The sequence below is a fragment of the Streptomyces sp. ADMS genome (assembly GCF_033441795.1).
Lineage (GTDB): Bacteria > Actinomycetota > Actinomycetes > Streptomycetales > Streptomycetaceae > Streptomyces.
Window position 1 is genome coordinate 3,477 of record NZ_JAVFVX010000085.1, and the last position, 21,174, is coordinate 24,650.

General features: G+C 69.7%; 18 protein-coding genes. 7 read left to right on the forward strand and 11 right to left on the reverse strand.

Annotation, left to right across the window (positions count from 1 at the left end; translation table 11 throughout):
- Nucleotides 1–189: 189 nt before the first annotated feature.
- Nucleotides 190–1,353: a cysteine desulfurase family protein gene (locus RB628_RS29260; RefSeq protein ID WP_318323536.1), complete on the forward strand. Its 1,164-nt coding sequence runs from the start codon at nt 190–192 to the stop codon at nt 1,351–1,353.
- 27 nt (nt 1,354–1,380) lie between these two features.
- Here RB628_RS29260 and RB628_RS29265 read toward each other — a convergent pair whose 3' ends face one another.
- Together RB628_RS29265 and RB628_RS29270 are read right to left on the reverse strand one after the other, a co-directional pair.
- Nucleotides 1,381–2,856, reverse strand: a complete 1,476-nt coding sequence (locus tag RB628_RS29265) for a multicopper oxidase family protein (protein ID WP_318323537.1) — start codon at nt 2,854–2,856, stop codon at nt 1,381–1,383.
- 223 nt (nt 2,857–3,079) lie between these two features.
- On the reverse strand, nt 3,080–3,817 hold the full coding sequence (locus RB628_RS29270) for an N-acetylmuramoyl-L-alanine amidase (RefSeq protein ID WP_318323538.1): 738 nt from the start codon (nt 3,815–3,817) through the stop codon (nt 3,080–3,082).
- A gap of 59 nt (nt 3,818–3,876) precedes the next feature.
- On the opposite strand from RB628_RS29270, the gene mnmA reads away from it, so the two are divergent.
- The gene (gene mnmA / locus RB628_RS29275) at nt 3,877–5,001 is read left to right on the forward strand and encodes a tRNA 2-thiouridine(34) synthase MnmA (RefSeq protein WP_318323539.1); all 1,125 of its coding nucleotides are present in this window, start codon (nt 3,877–3,879) and stop codon (nt 4,999–5,001) included.
- 28 nt (nt 5,002–5,029) lie between these two features.
- On the opposite strand, the gene RB628_RS29280 is transcribed toward mnmA, so the two are convergent.
- From RB628_RS29280 to RB628_RS29320, 9 genes are all read right to left on the reverse strand, one after another.
- Nucleotides 5,030–5,884 carry an FAH family protein gene (locus RB628_RS29280; protein ID WP_318323540.1) on the reverse strand — a complete coding sequence of 285 codons (855 nt, stop codon included), beginning with the start codon at nt 5,882–5,884 and terminating at the stop codon, nt 5,030–5,032.
- Nucleotides 5,881–7,101, reverse strand: coding sequence for an enolase C-terminal domain-like protein (locus RB628_RS29285; protein WP_318323541.1), 1,221 nt, complete (start codon nt 7,099–7,101; stop codon nt 5,881–5,883). Before RB628_RS29285 ends, RB628_RS29280 begins: the two co-directional genes overlap by 4 nt.
- Nucleotides 7,091–7,975 carry an alpha/beta fold hydrolase gene (locus tag RB628_RS29290; protein ID WP_318323542.1) on the reverse strand — a complete coding sequence of 295 codons (885 nt, stop codon included), beginning with the start codon at nt 7,973–7,975 and terminating at the stop codon, nt 7,091–7,093. The genes RB628_RS29285 and RB628_RS29290 overlap by 11 nt, the downstream gene beginning before the upstream one ends.
- Complete coding sequence (locus RB628_RS29295) at nt 7,972–9,651, reverse strand: GH3 auxin-responsive promoter family protein (RefSeq protein ID WP_318323543.1); 1,680 nt, start codon at nt 9,649–9,651, stop codon at nt 7,972–7,974. The genes RB628_RS29290 and RB628_RS29295 overlap by 4 nt, the downstream gene beginning before the upstream one ends.
- A gap of 101 nt (nt 9,652–9,752) precedes the next feature.
- Nucleotides 9,753–10,862 carry an LLM class flavin-dependent oxidoreductase gene (locus RB628_RS29300; protein ID WP_318323544.1) on the reverse strand — a complete coding sequence of 370 codons (1,110 nt, stop codon included), beginning with the start codon at nt 10,860–10,862 and terminating at the stop codon, nt 9,753–9,755.
- A gap of 52 nt (nt 10,863–10,914) precedes the next feature.
- On the reverse strand, nt 10,915–12,186 hold the full coding sequence (locus RB628_RS29305) for an ATP-grasp domain-containing protein (protein ID WP_318323545.1): 1,272 nt from the start codon (nt 12,184–12,186) through the stop codon (nt 10,915–10,917).
- Nucleotides 12,186–13,529, reverse strand: coding sequence for a PLP-dependent aminotransferase family protein (locus RB628_RS29310; protein WP_318323546.1), 1,344 nt, complete (start codon nt 13,527–13,529; stop codon nt 12,186–12,188). Before RB628_RS29310 ends, RB628_RS29305 begins: the two co-directional genes overlap by 1 nt.
- Before the next feature lies 1 nt (nt 13,530).
- Nucleotides 13,531–13,869, reverse strand: a complete 339-nt coding sequence (locus tag RB628_RS29315) for a YciI family protein (protein ID WP_318323547.1) — start codon at nt 13,867–13,869, stop codon at nt 13,531–13,533.
- Nucleotides 13,870–13,949: 80 nt separating this feature from the next.
- Nucleotides 13,950–14,696 carry an SDR family NAD(P)-dependent oxidoreductase gene (locus RB628_RS29320; protein ID WP_318323548.1) on the reverse strand — a complete coding sequence of 249 codons (747 nt, stop codon included), beginning with the start codon at nt 14,694–14,696 and terminating at the stop codon, nt 13,950–13,952.
- A gap of 734 nt (nt 14,697–15,430) precedes the next feature.
- On the opposite strand from RB628_RS29320, the gene RB628_RS29325 reads away from it, so the two are divergent.
- The 5 genes from RB628_RS29325 to RB628_RS29345 all read left to right on the forward strand — a co-directional run bounded on the left by RB628_RS29325 (nt 15,431) and on the right by RB628_RS29345 (nt 21,131).
- Nucleotides 15,431–16,717, forward strand: a complete 1,287-nt coding sequence (locus RB628_RS29325; RefSeq protein ID WP_318323549.1) for an MFS transporter — start codon at nt 15,431–15,433, stop codon at nt 16,715–16,717.
- Between the two features lie 264 nt (nt 16,718–16,981).
- A complete protein-coding gene (locus RB628_RS29330; protein ID WP_318323550.1) occupies nt 16,982–18,196 on the forward strand; it encodes a fatty acid desaturase in 1,215 nt (404 codons plus the stop codon).
- Between the two features lie 40 nt (nt 18,197–18,236).
- Nucleotides 18,237–18,698, forward strand: a complete 462-nt coding sequence (locus tag RB628_RS29335; RefSeq protein WP_318323551.1) for a cobalamin-dependent protein — start codon at nt 18,237–18,239, stop codon at nt 18,696–18,698.
- Nucleotides 18,695–20,119: a methylaspartate mutase gene (locus RB628_RS29340; RefSeq protein ID WP_318323552.1), complete on the forward strand. Its 1,425-nt coding sequence runs from the start codon at nt 18,695–18,697 to the stop codon at nt 20,117–20,119. The genes RB628_RS29335 and RB628_RS29340 overlap by 4 nt, the downstream gene beginning before the upstream one ends.
- Nucleotides 20,120–20,168: 49 nt before the next feature.
- Nucleotides 20,169–21,131 carry a quinone oxidoreductase gene (locus RB628_RS29345; protein ID WP_318323553.1) on the forward strand — a complete coding sequence of 321 codons (963 nt, stop codon included), beginning with the start codon at nt 20,169–20,171 and terminating at the stop codon, nt 21,129–21,131.
- The last annotated feature ends 43 nt before the right edge of the window (nt 21,132–21,174 follow it).

Genomic DNA, 21,174 nt, shown 5'->3' on the forward strand with positions numbered 1-21,174 from the left:
CCCGGGGCGCTGAGCCCGGTATGGGTGCCGGGTGGTGGTGGTCGGGGGGCCGAGGCTCGCCGGTGTACTCCAGGAGCGCTCCGTCGGTCGCGCGGTCCACGTGCTGGGCGGGCGGCCGGCCTCCCGCACCCCGCCCAACCCGCATGCGCCCCCGACCCCGTAACCGGGGCGCCGTAGAATCACGGCACCATGGCATACCTCGATCACGCCGCGACCACCCCGATGCTTCCGGAGGCGGTCGAGGCCATGACCGCGCAGTTGGGCCTCGTCGGCAACGCCTCCTCACTCCACGCGGCCGGCCGGAGAGCCAGGCGCACGGTCGAGGAGGCTCGCGAGACACTCGCCGAGTCGCTCGGTGCCCGGCCCAGCGAGGTCGTGTTCACCGCCGGTGGCACCGAGGCCGACAACCTCGCCGTCAAGGGGCTCTACTGGTCCCGGCGGGATGCCGATCCGGCCAGGGTCCGTGTCCTGGCCAGCCCCGTCGAGCACCACGCCGTTCTCGACGCCGTGCACTGGCTCGGCGAGCACGAGGGCGCGGTCGTCGAGTACCTGCCGGTCGACCCGTACGGCCGGGTCCACCCCGACGCCCTGCGCGAGGCCATCGCCCGCAACCCCGACGACGTGGCCCTGGCCACCGTGATGTGGGCCAACAACGAGATCGGCACGATCATGCCGGTCCGTGAACTCGCCGCGGTGGCGCGCGAGTTCGGCGTTCCGCTGCACGCCGACGCCGTACAGGCCTTCGGCCAGGTGCCCGTCTCCTTCGCCGACTCCGGGCTCGCCGCGATGACCGTCTCCGGGCACAAGGTCGGCGGCCCGTACGGCATCGGCGCGCTGCTGCTGGGCCGCGAGTACAGCCCCGTACCCGTGCTGCACGGCGGCGGCCAGGAGCGGCATGTGCGGTCCGGCACCCTCGATGTGCCGGCCGTCGCCTCCTTCGCGGTCGCCGGACGCCTCGCCGCCGAACAGTGCGGCTGGTTCGCCCGCGAGATCGGCGCCCTGCGCGACGCCCTGGTCACGGCCGTCCGTACGGCGGTTCCGGACGCGATCCTCGGCGGTGACCCGGTGGACCGCCTTCCGGCCAACGCCCACTTCGTCTTCCCGGGCTGCGAGGGCGACTCCCTGCTCCTGCTCCTCGACGCCCAGGGCATCGAGTGCTCCACCGGCTCCGCCTGCACCGCCGGGGTGGCCCAGCCCAGCCATGTCCTCCTCGCCGTCGGCACCGATCCGGACCTGGCCCGCGGCACCCTGCGCTTCTCCCTCGGCCACACCTCCACGGAGGCGGACGTGGAGGCGGTGGCCAAGGTCATCGCCCCGGTGGTGGAGCGGGCGCGCGCGGCGGGACTGGCGTAGCGGTCCCTGGGCGCCGAGTGCCGGGGCTCAGCTGTCCATCACCATGAGGGCCGCCATCATGCCCTCGTCCTCGTGCTGCAGCAGATGGCAGTGGAGCATGTACATGTACGTGTCGTCGGTGAAGTCGGTGAACTTCATCGCGATCTTGATGGAGCCGCCGCCGACCACCTCGTAGGTGTCGAACCAGCCCAGGTCGGTGCCGGTGACTTCCTCGCCGTTGATCTCGATCAGCTGGAACGGCACGTCGTGCAGATGGAAGGAGTGTTCCAGCTGTGTGGCGTTGCTGATCGTCCACACCTCCTCGGCGTCGAGCGTGGTCATGATCGTCGCCATCGCGTCCATGGTGGTGCCCACCGAGCCGTTGATCGTCATCAGTTGCCCGCTCTGACCGAGGGTGATCGTGCGGGCGGCGAAGCCGGTCGTGTCGTACCGGGTGATCGTGTTGAGCGTGCTCGGCAGGTCGTCCGGGGTGTCCGAGGCCTCCGGTGTGACGGTCAGGAAGTCGTACGTGCCGCTGCCGCCCCGGATCCAGCCCGTGGTGACGACGGTCTGGAGCGTGACCGCGTCCTCCAGGTCGAGGACGAACTCGGCGCGGGCGCCCGCCACCAGCCGGATGGAGGTCACCTCGGCGGCCTCGGCGAGGTAGCCCTGGTCGGTGGCGATCTGGGTGAGGGTGCCGCCGTCGCCGCGCTGGACGGTCAGGATGTCGGCGGGGGAGGCGTTCAGGACGCGGAAGCGGGTGCGCTTCCTGGTGGCGGTGAAGCCGAGGGTGGTCGCGTCGACGTTGGTGCCGTTGCACAGGACCGGGTAGCTGAGGCCGGAACTGAGATAGCCGGTGACGTTGTACTTGATGTCGCCGCTGGTGTCGGCCGCCAGGCACTGCAGGATCAGCGGGATGTCGTCGACGCCGTACTCGCTCGGCAGCGCGGCCGAGGCGTCCGAGTCGTCCTCGACGATGATCAGCCCGGCCAGGCCGTGGACGACCTGCTCGGCTGTGGTGCCCAGGGCGTGCGGGTGGTACCAGAGGGTCTTGGCCTCGTCCTTGATCTCGAAGGTGGGCGACCAGGTCTCGCCGTCGGCGAAGGCGTTCTGCGGGCCGCCGTCCATCTTGGCGGGGATGTGGGCGCCGTGGAAGTGGACGCTGGTGTCCTCGCCCAGGCTGTTGGTGATGTCCAGCAGGACGGTACTGCCGTTGGTCCACTTCATGGTCGGGCCGAGGAACGACCCGTTGTAGCCCGCCGTCGTGCTGGTGACGCCGCTGATCACCTCGCTCGTTCCGGTCTGCGCGGTCAGCGTGAAGGTGGTGGTGCCGTCGGAGGTGGTGCCCTCCAGCAGGTCCGGGATGTTCAGGGCGGTGTCGGCCGCGGCGGCCTTGAAGGCGTTGCCGTCGGTCAGCAGGGCGAAGGTCGCTCCCGCCGCCCCGACGGCCGCCAGCCCTGCCCCGGCCATTCCACCGAGGAACTTCCGTCGGTGCAGGCCGCGCTTGCTCGTTGTGTGGGTCATGGCAGCGGAGCCTTGGGCCAAGGCCTGTGTGAGGACTGGGGCGATTTTAGGAAGCCCGCCAAGAACCTGTGGAAACCGGAATCCTCGCTCCGATCCTCAATTCCATGAGGACGCGGGCGAGTTGGCGTCCCGCAGGTCAGAAACGGGGGCGGGACACTTCGGGCGGCCGGCGCTCATCAGCTGCTCACGATCTCAGCGGCTGTGACATGCGTCACGATGATCTTCACGTGGTGGCTTTGGAAGCCTCCTCGACCAGCCGCAGATACTTCTTCCAGTCCCACCCCGTCCCCGGATCGGTGTGGTCCGTGCCCGGCACCTCCACGTGCCCGATGATGTGCTCCCGGTCGACGGGTATCCCGTACCGCGCGCAGACCCTGGCCGTCAGCCGCGCCGAGGCGGCGTACATCGCGTCCGTGAAGTCCTCGGGCTTGTCCACGAAGCCCTCGTGCTCGATGCCGACGCTCCGCTCGTTGAACTCCCGGTTGCCCGCGTGGAACGCCACGTCCAGCTCGCGGATCATCTGCGTGATGTGCCCGTCCTTGCGGACGACGTAGTGCGCCGCCGCTCCGTGCGCCGGGTTCTGGAAGACCTTCACCGCGCTGTCGAAGCTGCCCTGCGTGACATGGATGATCACCCGGTCCACGTCGTAGTCGTCGGGCCGGTCCGCCATCCGCCAGTTCGCCGACGAGGCCGCCACCCAGCGCGCCCCCGCGTAGTCGACCTCCCCCTCCTTGCGCGGCTTCGCCACTCCGGGCACCCGCCACCACAGCCGCCCCAGCTCGTCGCGCGCGAGCACGCCCGTGGCGACGGCGGCCACCGCCCCGCCGATGAGCAGGGCGCGCCGCCCGATGCGCCGGTCGCCGTCCTTCGGAGCCCCCCGGTGGCCCGCGCTCCGCAGCTGCCGGGGGACGTCCTGCGAAAGGCCGCGGTCGGTCTCCCGACGAGCCTGTGTTTCCTCCATGTGATCGCAACGGATACTCGCGCGCCCCGGTTCCCGGCGCCCCGTACCCTTGAGGGGTTATGACTCACACCTCGCAGCAGCCCCTCCGCGTACTGGCCGCCATGTCCGGCGGCGTGGACTCCGCCGTAGCCGCCGCCCGCGCGGCGGAAGCCGGCCATGACGTGACAGGCGTCCACCTCGCCCTGTCGGCGAACCCGCAGTCGTTCCGCACGGGCGCGCGTGGCTGTTGCACCATCGAGGACTCCCGCGACGCCCGCCGCGCGGCAGACGTCATCGGCATCCCCTTCTACGTGTGGGACCTCGCCGAGCGCTTCCGCGAGGACGTGGTGGACGACTTCGTCGCCGAGTACGAGGCGGGGCGCACCCCGAACCCGTGTCTGCGCTGCAACGAGAAGATCAAGTTCGCCGCGCTCCTCGACAAGGCCCTCGCCCTGGGCTTCGACGCGGTCTGCACGGGGCACTACGCGCAGGTGCTCGTTCGTGAGGACGGCACCCGCGAGCTGCACCGCGCCTCCGACATGGCCAAGGACCAGTCGTACGTCCTCGGGGTGCTCGACGACCGTCAGCTCGCCCACGCTGTGTTCCCCCTCGGCGACACCCTCACCACCAAGGACGAGATCCGCGCGGAGGCCGAGCGGCGCGGCCTCGCGGTCGCCAGAAAGCCCGACTCGCACGACATCTGCTTCATCGCCGACGGCGACACCCAGGGCTTCCTGGCGAACCGCCTGGGCCGCGCCGAGGGCGACATCGTCGACGAGTCCGGCGCGAAGATCGGCTCGCACGAGGGCGCGTACGGCTTCACCATCGGCCAGCGCAAGGGCCTCCGCATCGGCACCCCGGCCGCCGACGGCAAGCCGCGCTACGTCCTCGACATCTCCCCGGTCGACAACAGGGTGACGGTCGGCCCGGCCGCCGCCCTCGACGTCGACGCCCTCACCGCGATCAGGCCCCGCTGGTGCGGAGCGGCCCCCACCGGCCCCGGCACCTACACCGCCCAGCTGCGCGCCCACGGCGGCGAGACCGAGGTGACCGCCGAACTGCTCGACGGCACCCTGGAGGTCAGGTTCACCGAGCCCGTACGCGGGGTGGCGCCGGGCCAGGCGATCGTCCTGTACGACGGCACACGCGTCGTCGGCTCGGCGACGATCGCCACGACGACGCGGGCCGCGGCGGGCGTGGCCTGAGCCGTCGTACGACGTCGGCTCGCCGTGCTCATCCCCAGTGCAGGAGATGGGACAGCGTCACCCCGTGCGTGGCGAACCCGATCGACACACGGTCGCGGTCGGCCGTCGTGAAGCCGTGGTGGAAGCTGCTGCGGTCCGCGCCGAGGTAGACGTAGTGCACCCGGCCGGGGTGCAGCAGCGACGCGTTCGCGAAGAGCCCGGCCGTCATGTCCCGCAGCCCGTAGTGCAGCGCCTTCACCCCGGTGGTGAACGGCCCCTGCCAGGCCTGCTCCCCGTCCCGCTCGATCGTGACCTGCCCGGTCACCTGCTGCGGCGGGGTGCCCAGGAAGAGGTACGGGGCCACGCCCGCGTCGCACAGCTTCGCGTACGAGAGATGTCCCGCGTGCCTCTTGAACCGGCCGATGTCGGTGAGGTCGTTGCCGAAGGTGTACCCGGCGTACTTCGGGGCGCCGTGCGCGTCACCGACGTACACGAGGACGACCTCGGCCTCCTCGGTCACCGCGACCGCGTCCTGTGGCACCCGCAGCGGTTCGCCGGAGACCTTCAGGACGTCGCCCAGCCCCTTGAAGAACCAGTTGGGCCGGGTCGGCGCACCGGAGTCCGCCTTCACGTTGTGGGTGGCCATGAACCCGCTGACCAGCGCGTCCCCGACCGAGTCGGGCAGCAGCGGAGGCCGGAAGCGTACGTCCGTCACGGCCGCGGTCACCGGCTCGCGGCCCTCGGTCAGTGAGGCCAGCAGGGCCGCGGTGTCGCCGTCGGCCGCCAGGACCGCGGCGCGCGGGTCGGTGCCGGCGAGGGGATAGAGGGTGAGGACGGTGTTCTCGGGGTCGCCGTGCCCGATGTACCGCTCACCTTTGTACGCGCATTCGAACAGGACCGTCATCGGGTGCTCTCCTCCAGTTGCGGTGCCAGGGCGGGGACGGCGGGCGGCTGCCATCCGTGGTCGGCCCAGGTCAGGGCCGTCCAGCGGTCCGCCTCTTCCGTCAGGACCAGACCGAATCCGGGGCCCTCGACGGGGACGACGGTGTTGGTACGGCGGTCCACCAGCGGGCGCGGGGACACGATCGCGTCGGTCTCGGCGAAGAAGCGGTCGGACTGGCCTCCTTCGACGGTCAGGGCGTCCGGGCTGCGCAGCGCCAGGGCCCGGCTCGCGTTGATCAGCGGACCGGTCTCGGCGACCTGGACGCCGATCTGGAAGCCCAGACCCTCGGCCCGGGCGTACTCGATCAGGCGGGCCGAGGCGAGCAGCCCGCCGTTCTTGGACACCCGCACGTTCACCGCGTCGCACGCCTCGGCGGCCACCGCCTGCCTCGCGTCCGCCGCCGTGCAGACCGACTCGTCGAGCAGGACGCGGACGCCGGTCGCGCGGCGCAGGGCGCGCAGATCGGCCCAGGAGCGGCGCGGCAGCGGTTCCTCGACGAGGTCCACGCCGGCCGCCCGCAGCCGGCGTGCGTACGGCACGGAAGTCTCCGGCGTCCAGCTCATGTTGGCGTCCACCATCACCGGCACGTCCGCGTCGAGCCGGTGCCTGATGGCCGCCACCGTGCGGACGTCCCGCTCGATGTCGTCGGACGCCTTCACCTTCACGAAGTGGAAGGGCCCGCGCGTGTCGAGGAACTCCTCGACGCCGATGCTCAGATCCAGCACCTGGGAGACGGGGACGTAGGCGAGTCCGGGGCGGCCGGGGGCCACCAACTCACCTATGGGAATGGACAACTGACGGCACAGCAGATCCAGTACGGCTGTCTCCAGCAGGCACACCAGATTGGTGCCGGGGGCCGTCCCCAGGGTGTGGGCGAAGAGCTCGGGGAACGTCGACTCGAAGCCGCCGGCGCGGAGTTGGGCGGCGAGGTCAATGGGTGGTGTCGTGCGCAGGCGCCCGAACAGCGCGTGCAGCGGGACGCGTTGGAGCGCCTCCGTCACGCTGCCGGTCGTCTCGCCGGTGACGTACGAGCGGGGCGCGCACTCCCCGATGCCGGACGCGTCGTCGACGGTCAGGCGCAGTACCAGGCTGTCGCTGGTGCGGCGGCGGGCCGCCGGGTGGTCGAAGCCGATGCGCATCGGCAGCGCCACCCGGTACAGCCGCGCCTCAGACGCCACGGTCCAGCCCCTGGAGGAGGGTGTGCGTGGAGGTCCAGTCGACCAGGCTGCGGCTGACGTCCGTGTAGAAGAGGTAATGCCGGTCGGTGGGGAACTGGACGACCAGACCGCCGTCGGAGAACAGCTCCTGGAAGACCCCACGGGTCGCGTCGAGGTCGACGATCGGGTCGGTCAGACCGGACACGAACGCGGCCGGTACGTCGGGGAGTTGGGGCCGGGCCGGGTCCAGGTAGAGCTGTTCGAGGGCCAGCAGCACCGCTCGTGAGCGCCGGGTGAGGGTGCGGGCGGCCAGATCGTCGTTGTCCATGAACTCCTGGTAGCGGGGATCGTCCGTGAAGTCCGCCGGCTTCAGCCCCGCGTCCCACGGCTCCGCGCTCGTCTCCGCTGCCAGTGCCGCCCGCTCCTCGCCGCCGAGCACCGCGTGCAGCCGGCCCAGCCAGGTCGAGCAGAAGACGGTGGCCTCGTAGCGGACGGCGAAGTCGGGGTGGTGCAGGAGGGCAGCCAGGAACGAGCCGCCGAGGCAGTGCCCGAACAGGGTCAACGGGACGTCTTTGCCGATCAGTTCACGGGTGTGGGCGATCGCGGCGACATAGTCCGCGACGATCGTGCCGACGTCCGGCACGTCCTGGCGTTCGCCGCCGCTGATGCCGCTGCCGCGCCGGTCGAGCACGAAGAAGGCGATGTCGTTGTCGGCGAACTGCGGCCCCACCTCCCACAGCCAGCCCGCGTGGGACTGCAGCCCGTGGAAGTAGAAGACCGCGCCCTTGGTCTCCCCGCGCGGGCGCCACAGATGCAGCGCGAGGTCGATGCCGTCGACGGAGAGCGTGATGATCTCGCGGCGTACGTTCTGCGGCGGTCTCTTGGTCTCGATCACCGGGGTACTCCCGCCCCGCCGACCAGGTCGGCGACGAAATCGGTGTCCTTCTGGAAGGGGCTGTACTTGTACTGGGTGGCGTTGCCGCGCTGGCGCCGGGACTCGGTGTACGCGGCGATGGTGTCGTGGCCGACGGTGCGGAACTCCAGCGGGCCGAGTCGTCCGCTGGTCCGCTTGCTCGCGTACTCGATGTTGATGGTGGCGAGCGCGCGGTCCACCGCGTCGGACAGCCGGTGGTCCGACTCGGCGCCGGGAAAAGGGACTTCGCCGACCACGATGTAGTGCGGGGGCTCTCCCCAGCGGGGCCCGCAGAGATAGAGGCCGCCCTCTAGGCCGTAAGCGGCCAGCGCCTGTTCTATCGCCTGGGTCACCTGCGCCTCGGTGATCTTCTCGCCGGTGAAGGAGTGGAAGACGCCGTCGCGGTGCACGAAGTGGATCCACGGGACGCCGCCGGTGATCCGCTCCACGCGGTAGATGTCGCCGCTCCACAGCCGGTAGAGGCCGTTGGCCTGCGTCATGATCAGGTGGTAGTCGCGGCCCGCCTCGACCTCGTCGAACAGCAGCGTGTCGACCCGCTCGCCCGCGTCCAGCAGCTTCCCCAGCTCGACCTCCGCCGGTACGAACTCGAAGAACGCCTGGTTGACCGCGAGCGGCTGGCTGTCGAGCGAGTGGTCGACCGGGAGCGTGGTGACCCCCTCCGTGCCGCAGCTCATGAACGGCATCGCGCGCACTCCGGGCAGCACCGCGTCCAGCTTCGACCGGTAGAGCCCGGCGGAGGAGGACAGCCAGCAGCTGTAGGAACCGAGCGATGGCCACACGTCCTTGAGGGTGAACTCGCCCCGGTCCAGGACTGACTGGAGGTGCGCGGCGGCTTCGGGGTCGGGATCGCCGTACCGCCGCCCCTCCACGGTGCCGGCGGCCAGGTCGCGCACCAGGTCGGGGCCGTGTTCGGCGATCAGGTCACGCAGCGAGATGAGGGTGCTCGGGTTGATCGCCGACACGAACTCCAGCCGCCGGCCCACGAAATGGCGGATGCGGTGGTACATCCGGCCCGTGTGCGAGGTGGGCGCCTCCACACCGAACCAGGGGGCCGCCGACCAGGGCGGGTTCCAGTCCCGGCTGTTGATCCGCGGGTGCCGGTTGCTGATCGCCTGGTACTGGACGCCGTACAGGAAGTCGCCGACGTTCTCGTGGACCGTCTGGGTGTCCAGGGTGGCGTACGGATCGTCGAGAAGCGCCGGGTGGAGGTCCAGGTACGTTCCCCACATGGCCTGCATCGCCGGGACCCGGTACGTCAGCAGCCAGTGCAGGGTGTACGGGACGCGCTTCGGCGCCCCGGTCGTGCCGCTCGTCTTCAGCCAGCGCAGGACCGGGCTGCAGGACAGGACGCCGCCCTTGGTCCGGGTCTCGCGGTCGATCTCGGCCGCGAAGTCGTCGTAGCGCCGGACGGGGAGGGTGTCCCGGAAACTCTTGTCGTCGGGGCCGACCGTGTCGTAGCCGCGCTCCTTCCAGTGCAGGGAGTCCCGGCACAGTTCGACGACGTCCGCGAGGACCCGTCTCTGGGTGGCCGCCGGATCCCCGAGGTCGGCCAGCAGCGCCGCGCGGGCCCGTCGGCACTCCTCCTGGAATGGGACGCGACGCGTGTTCCAGTGCTCTTGCCAGTACGAACCGCCCACGGCTTCAGCTTCTCCCTCGGCTTGTTGGCTCGATTCGGGCGGCGTCGTCGCCGGGTTCTCCGGGACGACACCGTCGGATGTGAACGCTGTTCGGGTGCCGGTTACCGCCCCCGCTGCGCGACCGCCCGGTCGGCCGCCTCCTGCGGGCGGGCGGCGGCACCGTTGATCCGCGGGGCCACCTGGCGGGCCAGCAGGCCCAGACTGCGGTCGGTGTTCTCGTACGAGGTCCAGTCGGAGACGTACACGAGAAGCGTGCCGAAGCCGCCGGTCGCCTCCTCCAGACACCGGATCTGGGCCACCACGTCGTCGACCGAACCGACCAGCGCGCCGCCCGCCGCCACCCGGTCCTCCAGCGCCCGGTGACGATCGGCGCCGGGTGCGAGAACGGCACGGCCGGATACGCGGCCGAAGTACTCGAAGAGCCAGCGGTCGTAGCCCTCGCGGACCTCGGCGAAGGCCTGGGCGCGGGTCTCGGCGACATGCACCGGCATGGCGATGCGCCAGTCCTCCCGGCGCACGGTCCGCCCGTACTCGTCGGCCGCCTCCTCGGCGTGCTTCCACTGCCCGGCCAGGCCCAGTTGCTCCGAGGCGCCCTTCGCCGGCAGTCCGAAGGGCAGCGCGAAGGAGGTCATGCTCAGCCCGTACCGGCCGATCAGCCGGGGACCGGTCACCGAGGTGCCGGAGGTGGCCAGCGCCACCTCGATGGGGTCGGGGCCGAAGCGGGGCAACTGGAGCTTTGCGTCGACGAGTTGGTACCAGTCGGTCCGCTGCGTGACCCGCTCCTCGCCGTTGACGAGTTCGAGCAGGGCCGGCAGCGCCTCGGCCAGCCGCTCGCGCTGCCGCGCGCCGTCCAGACCGAAGATCGTCGCGTCGAACGGCACGCCCGGACCCACGCCCAGGATGTAGCGGCCCCGGGTGAGGTGGTGCAGATGTACGGCCCTGCTGGCCACGTGGAAGGGGTGGTGCCCGGAGAGCGGCACCACGCCGTGGGCGAGCCTGATCTGGCGGGTCCGCTGACTGGCGGCGGCGATCAGGGTCTCCGGGGCGCCGACCAGCCCCCAGCCCAGCGTGTGGTGCTCGCCGAACCAGGCCTCGTCGAAGTTGAGCCGGTCGGCGAGCTCCACCAGGTCGAGGTCGCGGTGGATCGCCAGATGCGGATCCTGGCCTGTCTCGTGAACGGGCGAAAGGAACAGACCCATGCGGCTGTGCACTGCGAATCCTCCCCCTGGGACTGAGTACCGTTACAAGCGAACCGACTGTGCGTCAGTTCACTTGGTAGACCGTGTCCTTGAGCTCCCGCGCCCGCTCGTAGTCGGCGGCCAGCTGGGCGTCGTCCGGCGAGGTCAGACAGATCCGCAGCGCGGCCGTCATCAGGTCGGCCGTGGGCCGGATACGGGTTCCGGGCCGGTACCTGACGCCGGTCACGACGGTGCTGGGCAGTGCTTCGATCGCCGCCACGGCCTCCTGGTCCACGGCGCTCACGACGCCGTCCAGGGCGGTGGGCGCGTTGTACGTGTAGCCGGACTGGAGCTTGCGGTACACCCCGCCGCCGTAGCGCCGGACGAACTCCTCCGGACGGAGGTACGCCAGCGCCGACAGCTGTGCCTGGTTGTGGCCCAGGCACAGGTCGTGGAAGGCCGGGTTCAGGTTGCCGTTGAGGCGGGTGGCGATCTCCACCAGCACCGGGCCCTCGTCCGTGACGATGACCTCCGCGTGCGTCGGCCCCCAGCGCACGTCGAGCGCCGCGAGGACCTCGGTGACATAGGCGATCAGGGCCGGCACCGGGTCGGCGTCCGGGGCCACGAGGATGTCCCGGTTGTAGATGTTCCGGCCGGTCGGCAGCAGCGTCTTCTCGTACTCCCAGACCCCGCACACGTACTGCCGGCCGTCCGCACTGACCGTGTCGACGATGTACTCGGTGCCCTTCAGATACGACTGGACCAGCGCCTCCGTGGTCGCGGCGTCGAACAGGGTCCCGCCGGCCAGGATCGTCCCGGCGGCGCTCCGCACCTCACCGGCGTCCCGGCACACGAACACCGAGTCCGACCCCGCGGAGTCCAGCGGCTTCACCACCACCGGCCAACTGCCGAAGTCCTCGGCCCACTTGACGATCAGTGAGGGGTCGTCGCTCTTGAACTGGTCGGCGCAGCGCACCCCCGCGCGGCGCAGCGTCTCGATCATCTCGAACTTGTCCCGGCGGGCCGGCGTGAGCGCGGTGCCGTTGGACTTCACCCCGAGCACCTCACTGACCCGGTCGGCCGCCTCCACCGCGAACTCCTGCCCCGGCACCACTGCCACCGGGGAGAGCGCGCCCACCAGCTCGGCCTGCGCCGCCTCGTCCGGGCTCACGATGTTGTCCTCGTACGCCGTCAGGTCGGGCGCGAGCATCGTCGGCATCAGCTCCGCCGTGGTCTGCAGATGGACCACCCGGGCGCCGAGCGCGTTGAAAGCGGCGGGGTAGAAGTTGCCGGCCCCGTAGCCGTCGACCACAACAGCGGTGGGAACGGCTGGAGTTGCGGTATCGGGAGTGCTCATTACTGTCCTCCGGGTATGTCGCGGGGAGTGTCCGCGACAAAGCGTGCCAGCCTGGCGATGCCTTCCCGAATCGCTTCGGGAGCGAGGTTGCTGAAGCCGAGCCGGATCTCGCGGTCGCCGCCGCCTTCGAGGTAGAACATGCTCATCGGCGCCCAGCTGACCCCGAAGTCACGGGCGGAGCGCTCCATGGCGGCCAGGTCGGCGGTGAACGGCACACTCAGGGTGAGGAAGAAGCCGCCGCGCGGGGTGTTCCAGGTGACGCCGTGGTCGCCGCCGGCGGGGAACTCCTCGGCCAGCGCGGCCAGCACCGCGTCCAGCCGCTCCAGATAGACGGCCGCCAACTCCCTTGTCGCGGAGCGCAGATCGTAGCCCTGCTCGACCAGGAAGCCGCCGATCACGGCCTGCGAGAGGGTGGAGGAGCCGACGCTGTACATCGCCTTGGCCTTGGACAGGGTCTGGGCAAGCGTCCGCGTGGTGCCGTCGGCGTCGGTGACCTCCTGGTCGGCGACCAGATAGCCGAGCCGGGCGCCCGGGAACGCGGACTTGGCGAACGAGCCGAGGTACAGCACCCGGCCACGGGCATCCAGGGACTTCAGGGTGGGCATCGACTCGCCGTCCCGCGCGAACAGCCCGTAGGGGTTGTCCTCAAGGATCAGGAAGTCCTCCTCGGCGGCGACCTCCAGCAGGCGTTCCCGCGCCGCGAGCGGCAGCACCGATCCCGACGGGTTGGAGAAGTCCGGCACCAGATAGAGGGCTGCCGGCCGTCTGCCCTCGGCGCGTACCGCACGGGCGGCGGCGCGCACCGTCTCGGGGTCGAGGCCCTCGGGGCCTTCCAGGATGCCCCGTACGGGAACATCCAGCATCCGGGCGGCGCCGAGGATGCCGACATACGCCGGGGACACCGACAGCAGGACGTCGTCGGGGGAGGCGAACAGGCCGCGCAGGGCGACCAGGGCGGCCTCCTGGAAACCGTGCGTGATCATGATCGCCTCGGGCGGGACGTCGATGCCCTCGTCCTGCTTCAGCATCAGGGCGACCTCGTCCTGGATCAGGCCGTTGACGGGCCCGTACTGGAACATCAGCCGGGTGATGCGCTGTTCCGGGACACCCTTGTCGCGCAGGTGCTTGATATAGCGCTCGGTGTAGAAGGCGAGATTGGCCAGATCATGGTTTCCGTCGTAGGGCGCTCCCGAGGAGAATGAGAGCGCGTCAGGGAAGCGCAGGGCTGTCTCACTGAGGATGCGCATGGAGTCCATGCCCGGATCGGCAATTCCGGCGTGCAGCGAGTCGAGGGTGAAGGAAACCGGGGTGCCCGTCTCGGTGGTTTCGGTCATGACGGTCATGTCAGTGGGCTCCTTCAACGGCCGGAACTTCCGCTGACCGGTTTCCCGACGTGTTCAACGCGGCGATCCAGCTCCCTTTGCCCGGCGCCCATTCATGAATGCGCGTCCCGGCCACCACGCCACCCTTGACATAGGGTTCCTCGTCGAGAATCCGCTGTAGTTCCTCGCGGGAATCCACCTCGTACACGAGAAGTCCGGAGTTCTTGCCAACGAGTGGTCCGCCGAGCAGCAGGACACCGGTTTCGGCCAGCCGGTAGAGGTTCTCGGCATGCGCCGGATGCAGGCCCTGGCGGCCGGCCCGGTCGACGTTGTACTCGAATTCGACGACAAACTTCGCCACACCCAGCTCCTTGCAGTGAGAATCAGGCCAACGCGCGTAGCGCGGTGCGCGGGGAGGTCACGGATCCGCCCGCGAACAGGTCACATGTAGAGGCCGCCGTTGATGTCGATCACGGCTCCCGTGGAGTAGCCGGCACTCTCGGAACACAGGTGCAGCACACTGCCCACGGCCTCGGCCACCGTGCCGTAGCGCCCCATGGGCAGCCGCCCCAGGACGTCCTTCTTCGACTCCTCGGTACGCCGTTCGAAGGCACCGGCGACCCGGTCGGTGGCGATCGGACCATGGGCGACCACGTTCGCGACCACTCCCGTGCCGGCCAGTTCGTACGCCATCTGCTTGGTCATACCGATCACGGCGGCCTTGGCGCCGACGTACGCCGCGTTGTTGAAGTGGCTGTATGTACGCCCGCCGGCCGAGGCGAAGTTGACGATGCGGCCGTATCCGTCCTCGGCCATCCGGGGCGCGCAGACCTTGATCGCGATCCAGGTGCTGATCACGTTCTCCAGATGGGTCTGTTCGAAATGGCCGCGGTCGAGATCCGCGTAGCCGATGACCCGGGTGTCGCCGCCGACGCCGTTCACCAGGACGGACGGCGCATGGCGCTCGACGATCTCCGTCAACTGCCGTTCGGCGGCCGGGATGTCGGTGATGTCTCCGACGACCGCCTCGGTCTTCGTCACCCGGGCGAGTTCATCGGCGAGACGGGTGACCGACTCCTCGTTCCTGTCGAAGAGAACGAGTGAGTTGCCTTCCTTCGCGAGGCCTCTGGCCACCTCCGAGAGGATTCCCCCGGCGGCACCGATCAAGAGCGCGGTACGAGCAGTCACTTTGCTTTTCACCCAAACTTTTCTGAAGTCGGCGACCCTGACGAACAGGGCCCTGGTGAGGGAAGCTCGGTAGAACGCCACGCCAATCGGCCCGAATCGTCATCGGGCTGCAAGTGGCGAAGTGTGTGCTGGGTCGCAAACGATGTGTGCTGTGTCGCAAGTACGGATCGCGGTGTCGCTCCGACGCACGCAACAAACTGGCACAGAAGGGTGGCCGCCCCCTCGGCACCTCCCAGACGATCACATCTGTCTTCGGTCGTTGTCAACGAGTTCCGGAAATTCCTTCACATGCTTGCCGCGACACACGGATACCGGAGACCCTTGCGCTCGGACCGCACCCACCGGGTAGTGTCCGTCGGTCGTCCGAGCACTTCGGAAGTATGCTGCACCGCTCGGTCAAGTACTGTGAACAGTCGATGAAATGGCGCCCGGAACCAGGGGAACGAGCCTGTTCCGGCGCCATCCTCAAGGGGTGGACTTCGGCCATCCCGAAGAGGAAGAAGCGGAACGGGGGCAAGAGTGAACAATCTTCTGGCGGGGGTTTTCCAGCCAAGATGGCGCGGAATTGCGCCTTTCTGCTGGGGTGCACCAGATCCGCCGGCCGACCCGGTCGGACGACGGGCTGCGCCGCGGCCGAACCCGCCGCGCCGGTAGGTTCCCGGGAGCCCCGACCTGCTTCCGCACTGCCGAGAGCCCTCTTTCCGCTTTCACCGACCCCACCGGACGAACGGATCATGCGACCCGACTCCCCATGGCGGACAGCCGACTTCCGCACTCTGTTCACCGCATCCGCGCTCAGTCAGCTGGGCAGCAACGTCAGTTACGTCGCCGTACCCCTGGTCGCCGTGGCCGCGCTGGACGCCGGACCCGGCCAGGTCGGCGCCCTCGCCACCCTGAGCACGATCGCCTTCCTGGTCATCGGCCTGCCGGCCGGCGCCTGGGTGGACCGGCTCAGTCATCGCCGGGTGCTCATCGCCGCCGACCTGTGCCGCGCTCTGCTCTACGCCTCCGTGCCTGTGGCCTGGTGGCTGGATGCGCTCACCCTGGGCCAGCTCTACGCGGTCGTCCTGCTCAGCGGTTGCGCGACGGTGTTCTTCGACGTGGGTTCACAGAGCGTGCTGCCGCAGCTGGTCGGCAAGGAAGCGCTCGTTCAGGCCAACGCCGACATCAACACGCTGATCGCGGCCGGCAACGTCCTGGGCCGCAGCGCGGGTGGCGGACTCGTCTCACTGCTCACCGCACCCGCGGCCGTGCTGGTCTCGGCCGGCACCTATCTGGCCTCCGGCCTCGGGCTCATCGCGATCCGGCGCACCCCGCCGGCCGGCGGGGTGAAGACCGGCGCGGGCAACCGGCTGCGCACCCAGATCGCCGAGGGCGTACGGCATGTCTTCGGCAACCGGGAACTGCGTGCGCTGGTGCTCACCGCGGCCCTCGCCAACCTCGGCTCGTCCGTCATCAACACCATGCTGCCGATCTGGTTCGTCCGCGAACTCGGCCTGCCCGGCGCTGCTCTGGGCCTGTTCTGGGGAGCCGGCGGGATCGGCCTGCTGATCGGTGCACGCAGCGCGCGGCCCATCGCCGCCCGGCTGGGATTCGGCCGTACGCTCGGACTGGCCGGGGTGTGTCTGGCCCCGGCGGGGCTGCTCGTGCCGCTGGTCGACCGGGGGCCGTGGCTGTTTCTCGCCGGCGCCGGATGGTGTTTGGCCATGTTCAAGGTGGGCATGGACAACGTGCTCGGAGTCAGTCTGCGGCAGCGGATGACGCCCGGCTCGTTGCTCGGCCGGATGAACGCGACGTTCCGGTTCCTGCTGACGGGCGCCCTGGCGGTCGGTGCCGCCATCTCCGGCGTGCTCGGCGAACTCGTCGGCGTCCAGGCCACGTTGTGGGTGGGCGGCGTGTTCGTATCGACGGCCTTCCTGCCTGTCTTCCTCTCGCCGGTCCGGGTCCGCAGGGTTCTGCCCGACCCTGTCCCCGAGCCGGAACCACCCCGTACCCAGGACGCGCCCGCTTCACCCGCGTGAATTCGCGCGCGCAAGTGCATTCCCAGGTCCGACCGTGGGGTGGCGTCGTGTTATTCGCCCGGCATTCGACCGGCTATCGACCAGTCATCCGATCGCTGATCGGTCGTGCTTCGTTCAGTTTTTCGACAAAAGGTTGACCCTGCGGGTGACCGCCTGTCAGGATCAATCACGCACCCAGTCACAGACCTTTCGTGTGCCGATATCCCGTGCCCGACCGGGCGAACGCATATCAGGCGCCTCAGATCCCTGACCTAGAGGAGTGCGATGGCAGCCATCGACAGTGGCTACCGGACCGAAGGCATTGCGGATTATTCGGATCCCCGCGAAACCATGCGCGCCCTGCCCCGGTTCACTCAGTACCCACTCACCCTTTTCACCGGAAAGGCGCTGCCCGGACAGAGCCCCATATCCTGGTGGACGCCAGGATTTCATCTCCTGACGGCTTACCTCTCCATGGCTCTCGGCGTCGCCGCCGGCTGCACCGGACTGCGTCTGGGCGGCGCCTGGCTCCTGCTGGTGCCGGCGGGCTGGGCCGTCACCCTGCACGGCATGCGCAACCTGCGCATGATGATCTACCACCAGTGCTCCCACCGGAACATGTACCGAAGACGACGCCTGGACACCGCGACAGGCCGGCTCACCTCAAGTGTCCTCATCATCCAGAACTTCGTCCGCTACAGCCGCGAGCACGTCAGCGACCACCACGCCGCCCACCACATGACCCTGCGGGACCCCACCGTCCAGGCCTTCCTGGTCAGTCTCGACCTGCACCCCGGGATGACCCGCCGGCAGATGTGGCGGCGCGTCCTCGGCAAGCTGGTGTCGCCCTGGTTCCACCTGAACTTCCTGGTGGCGCGGGCCCGTTCGTTCTGGCACGGTTCGGCGCGGACCGAGAAGGCGACCTTCCTCGCGCTCTACACGACCGCGGTCACGGCCACCGTCCTGACCGGGACCTGGCCGGCCCTGCTGATCGTCTGGTTCGTCCCGCTGATCCCGCTCTTCCAGATCAGCAACACCCTGCGGCTGTGCGTCAAGCACACCTTCCCGGGCCGGGACCTCACCGTCCGGCGGGGCAAGGAGTACTTCGGCGGCCTCACCAACGCCATCTTCATCGGCGAGGCGGCTCCCACCCCCGGACTGCCGCCACTGCGGCGGGCCGCCGCCTGGGGACGGTGGTCCCTGCGCATGCTGTTCGTGCACGCGCCGGCGCGCTATCTCGTCCTCACCGGGGACACGGTCGTCCACGACTTCCATCACCGGTATCCGTCCACACCCCAGTGGTCCAATTACATCTTCGAACGCCAGGCGGACCTGGAAAAAGGCAGCCCCGGCTGGCCGGAGTACACCCACGCCTGGGGTCTTGTGCCCGCGATCAACCTGGTCTTCAACTCGCTGTCCGTCGCCGATCCGGAGGAATTCAATGTCGCGCGTCTGCGCGAGGTCAGCAAACGGGAACTGTTCGCCGCATTCGACGACTGAACACTCTTCTCATTCCGTCCGAAGATTCCGGGGGCTCTCCATGCGGCACAACAGAGAACAAGAATCAGAAGCAGAAACGCGCACCGTAATTCTCGGTGTCGCGGCCAGCGACAGTCATGTCGTCGCCAATCATCTCATCGCCCACGCACTGCGCGCCGAAGGTTTCCAGGTCGTCAATCTCGGTGCCTGCACCTCGGTGGCCGAATTCGCCGAAGCACACGGCGAACACCCCGAGGCCGAGGCGGTGATCATCGGCAGCCTCAACGGGCACGCCCACGGCGACCTCCAGGATCTGCCCGCAGCCCGAGCCGCCGGCCGCCTGGGCTGCCCGGTGATCCTCGGCGGCAACCTCTCCGTGGGCAGCTACAAGGGCGCCGCCGACCACGAGCGGCTGTACGCGCTGGGCGTCGACGTCGTCCTGTCCGACCTGGACGAACTCCCCGCCGCACTGGACGAGTTGCGGGCCCGCAGCACGGCGGCGGCCCCGGTCGCCGCGTCATGAGCGACACCGTCCCGCCGCTCCCCGAACTCGCCGAGTCCGTGGCCTACGTACGGGAGTTGGGGAAACCCACCGTTGCCGAGGTGCTGCGGACGGCGAAGGCGGCGGGGCGGCTCGCGCTGCAACCCCGCTGCGGTGTCGGCTCGCACGCCCAGATGACGACGCTGCTCCAGGATCTGGAACGGCATGCCCGGCCCGACATCCTCACGCTCACCATCGACTCGTACACCCGGCTGAAGCAGTTCGACAGCGCCCGCAGGGTCCTGGAGCGCAACCCCGCCGACCTGAACGGGTATCCGCTGGTCACCCACGGCTGGGTGCGGGGGCGCCAGCTCAACGAGGCGGTGGCCGCACCGCTGGAGATACGGCACGGGACGCCCGACGCGCGGCTGCTGTTCGAGGTGACGGTGGCGTCCGGCATCACCTCGTTCGAGGGTGGCGGGATCTCCTACAACCTGCCGTACTGCAAGGACGTTCCGCTCGCCGAGTCCCTCGCGGCCTGGCGGGACGTGGACGCCCGGTGCGGTGAACTGGCCCGGCACGGACTGGTGGTGGACCGCGAGACGTTCGGCACCCTGACCGCCGTACTCGTGCCGCCGTCCATCTCGCTCGCGATCAGCGTGCTGGAAGGGGTGGCGGCGGCGCGCGAAGGGGTGCGGTGCATCTCGGTGGCGTATCCGCAGGGCGGGCATTTCGAGCAGGACGTGGCCGCCCTGCGGGCGATCCCGGAACTGGCGGCCCGCTACCTGCCCGACGGCATCGAGGTCCACGCCGTGCTCCACGAGTTCATGGGCGTCTTCCCGAAGCAGCGGCCCCACGCGGAGGACCTCATTCTCTACGGCGCCCTGGTCGCCCGGCTGGGTGGCGCGAGCAAGCTGATCAGCAAGACGTACCAGGAGGCGCACGGCATCCCCGACACCCGCGCCAACATCGACGGACTGCTGCTCGCCTCGCGCGCCAACTCCCCGCTCCTGGACTTCATCACGCTCGACGAGGACCGGATCGGCACCGAACTGGAGTGGATCCTGCGGGAGGTGGCCGAGATCGTCGAGCCGATTCTCTCAACCTCCGATCTCCACAAGGAGATTCCGGCCGCGTTCGAGGAGGGGCGGCTCGACATCCCGTTCAGCGCCAGTCGTTCGGCACGCTCGGAGATCATTCCGCGCCGCGCGGGCGACGGTGCCATACGCTACCTCGCCACGGGATCACTGCCTTTCTCCGCTCGCACCCTCAGGCACAACGAACAGAGCCTCGCCGCGGGCGGGGAGTCCCGGCTCGGGGACATGGTGAAGGGTCTGACCTCGGACATCAACCATTTCCTCGGCATCTTCGGGGAGAGCACCGGCAGCAGCGCAGTGGGAAGGAACGTGGGCGATCACGTGGGGAAGAACTCCGTCGCGGAGACCCCCGTGGCCCCGTCATGACCTGACCCGGAAATCCGCACGGCACGACCCAGGAGTGGGAAGAGGATCCATGCAGTCCATCCGCGTCACCCGGCCCGGCGACCCGTCCGAACTCCGCCTGCAACAGACCGAGTTGCCGACTGTCGGCCCCGGTCAGGCATTGGTCCGCAACATTGCGGCCGGCGTCAACTACATCGACGTCTACTACCGCGACGGCACCTATCCCGCCGAACCCCCTTTCACCCCGGGCCAGGAGGCCGCCGGTGTGGTGGAGGCAGTCGGCGAGGGCGTGAGCGGGTTCGTGCCGGGCGCGCGGGTGGCGTACGCCTCCCAACTGGGCGCCTACGCCGAGTACACGGTGGTCCCCGAGGACAGGCTGATCCCGGTCCCCGACGGCGTCGACCTGACCGAGGCGGCCGCCGTGACCCTCCAGGGCCTCGCCGCGTACTACCTCACCCACGAGACGCACCCGGTCGCCGAGGGCGAGACCGTGGTCGTCCTGGCGGCGGCGGGCGGACTCGGCCGGCTCCTGGTCCAGCTGGCCGCAGCTCGCGGGGCCACCGTCATCGCGGTCGCGTCCATCCCCGAGAAGGAGGAGGTCGCCCGCCGGGCAGGCGCCCACCACGCCTTCGGCTACGACCGGTTCGACGAGGCCGTAAGGAATGTGACGGACGGTCAGGGCGCGCGGGTGGTCTACGACTCGGTCGGCGCCACCACCCACCTCACCAGTCTGCGCAGCCTCGGCTGCCGGGGCACGCTCGCCCTGTGCGGTCTGTCCAGCGGACCCGTGCCGCCGCTGGACATCGAACTCCTGCGCGGCGGCGGCTCGTTGTTCCTGACCCGCCCCACGATGAAGGACTACGTGTACGACGTGCGGACGCTCCGCGCGGCGGGAGGCGCCGTCTTCGACCACCTGGCGGCCGGAGTGCTGAAGCCGCTGCTCCACGCGGCACTCCCGCTAGCGGACGCGGCCGAGGCGCACCGACTGCTGGAGAGCCGAGCCACGACGGGCAAACTCCTGCTGACGCCCTGACGCCCTGACGCCCTGACGCCCTGACGCCCTGACGCCCTGACGC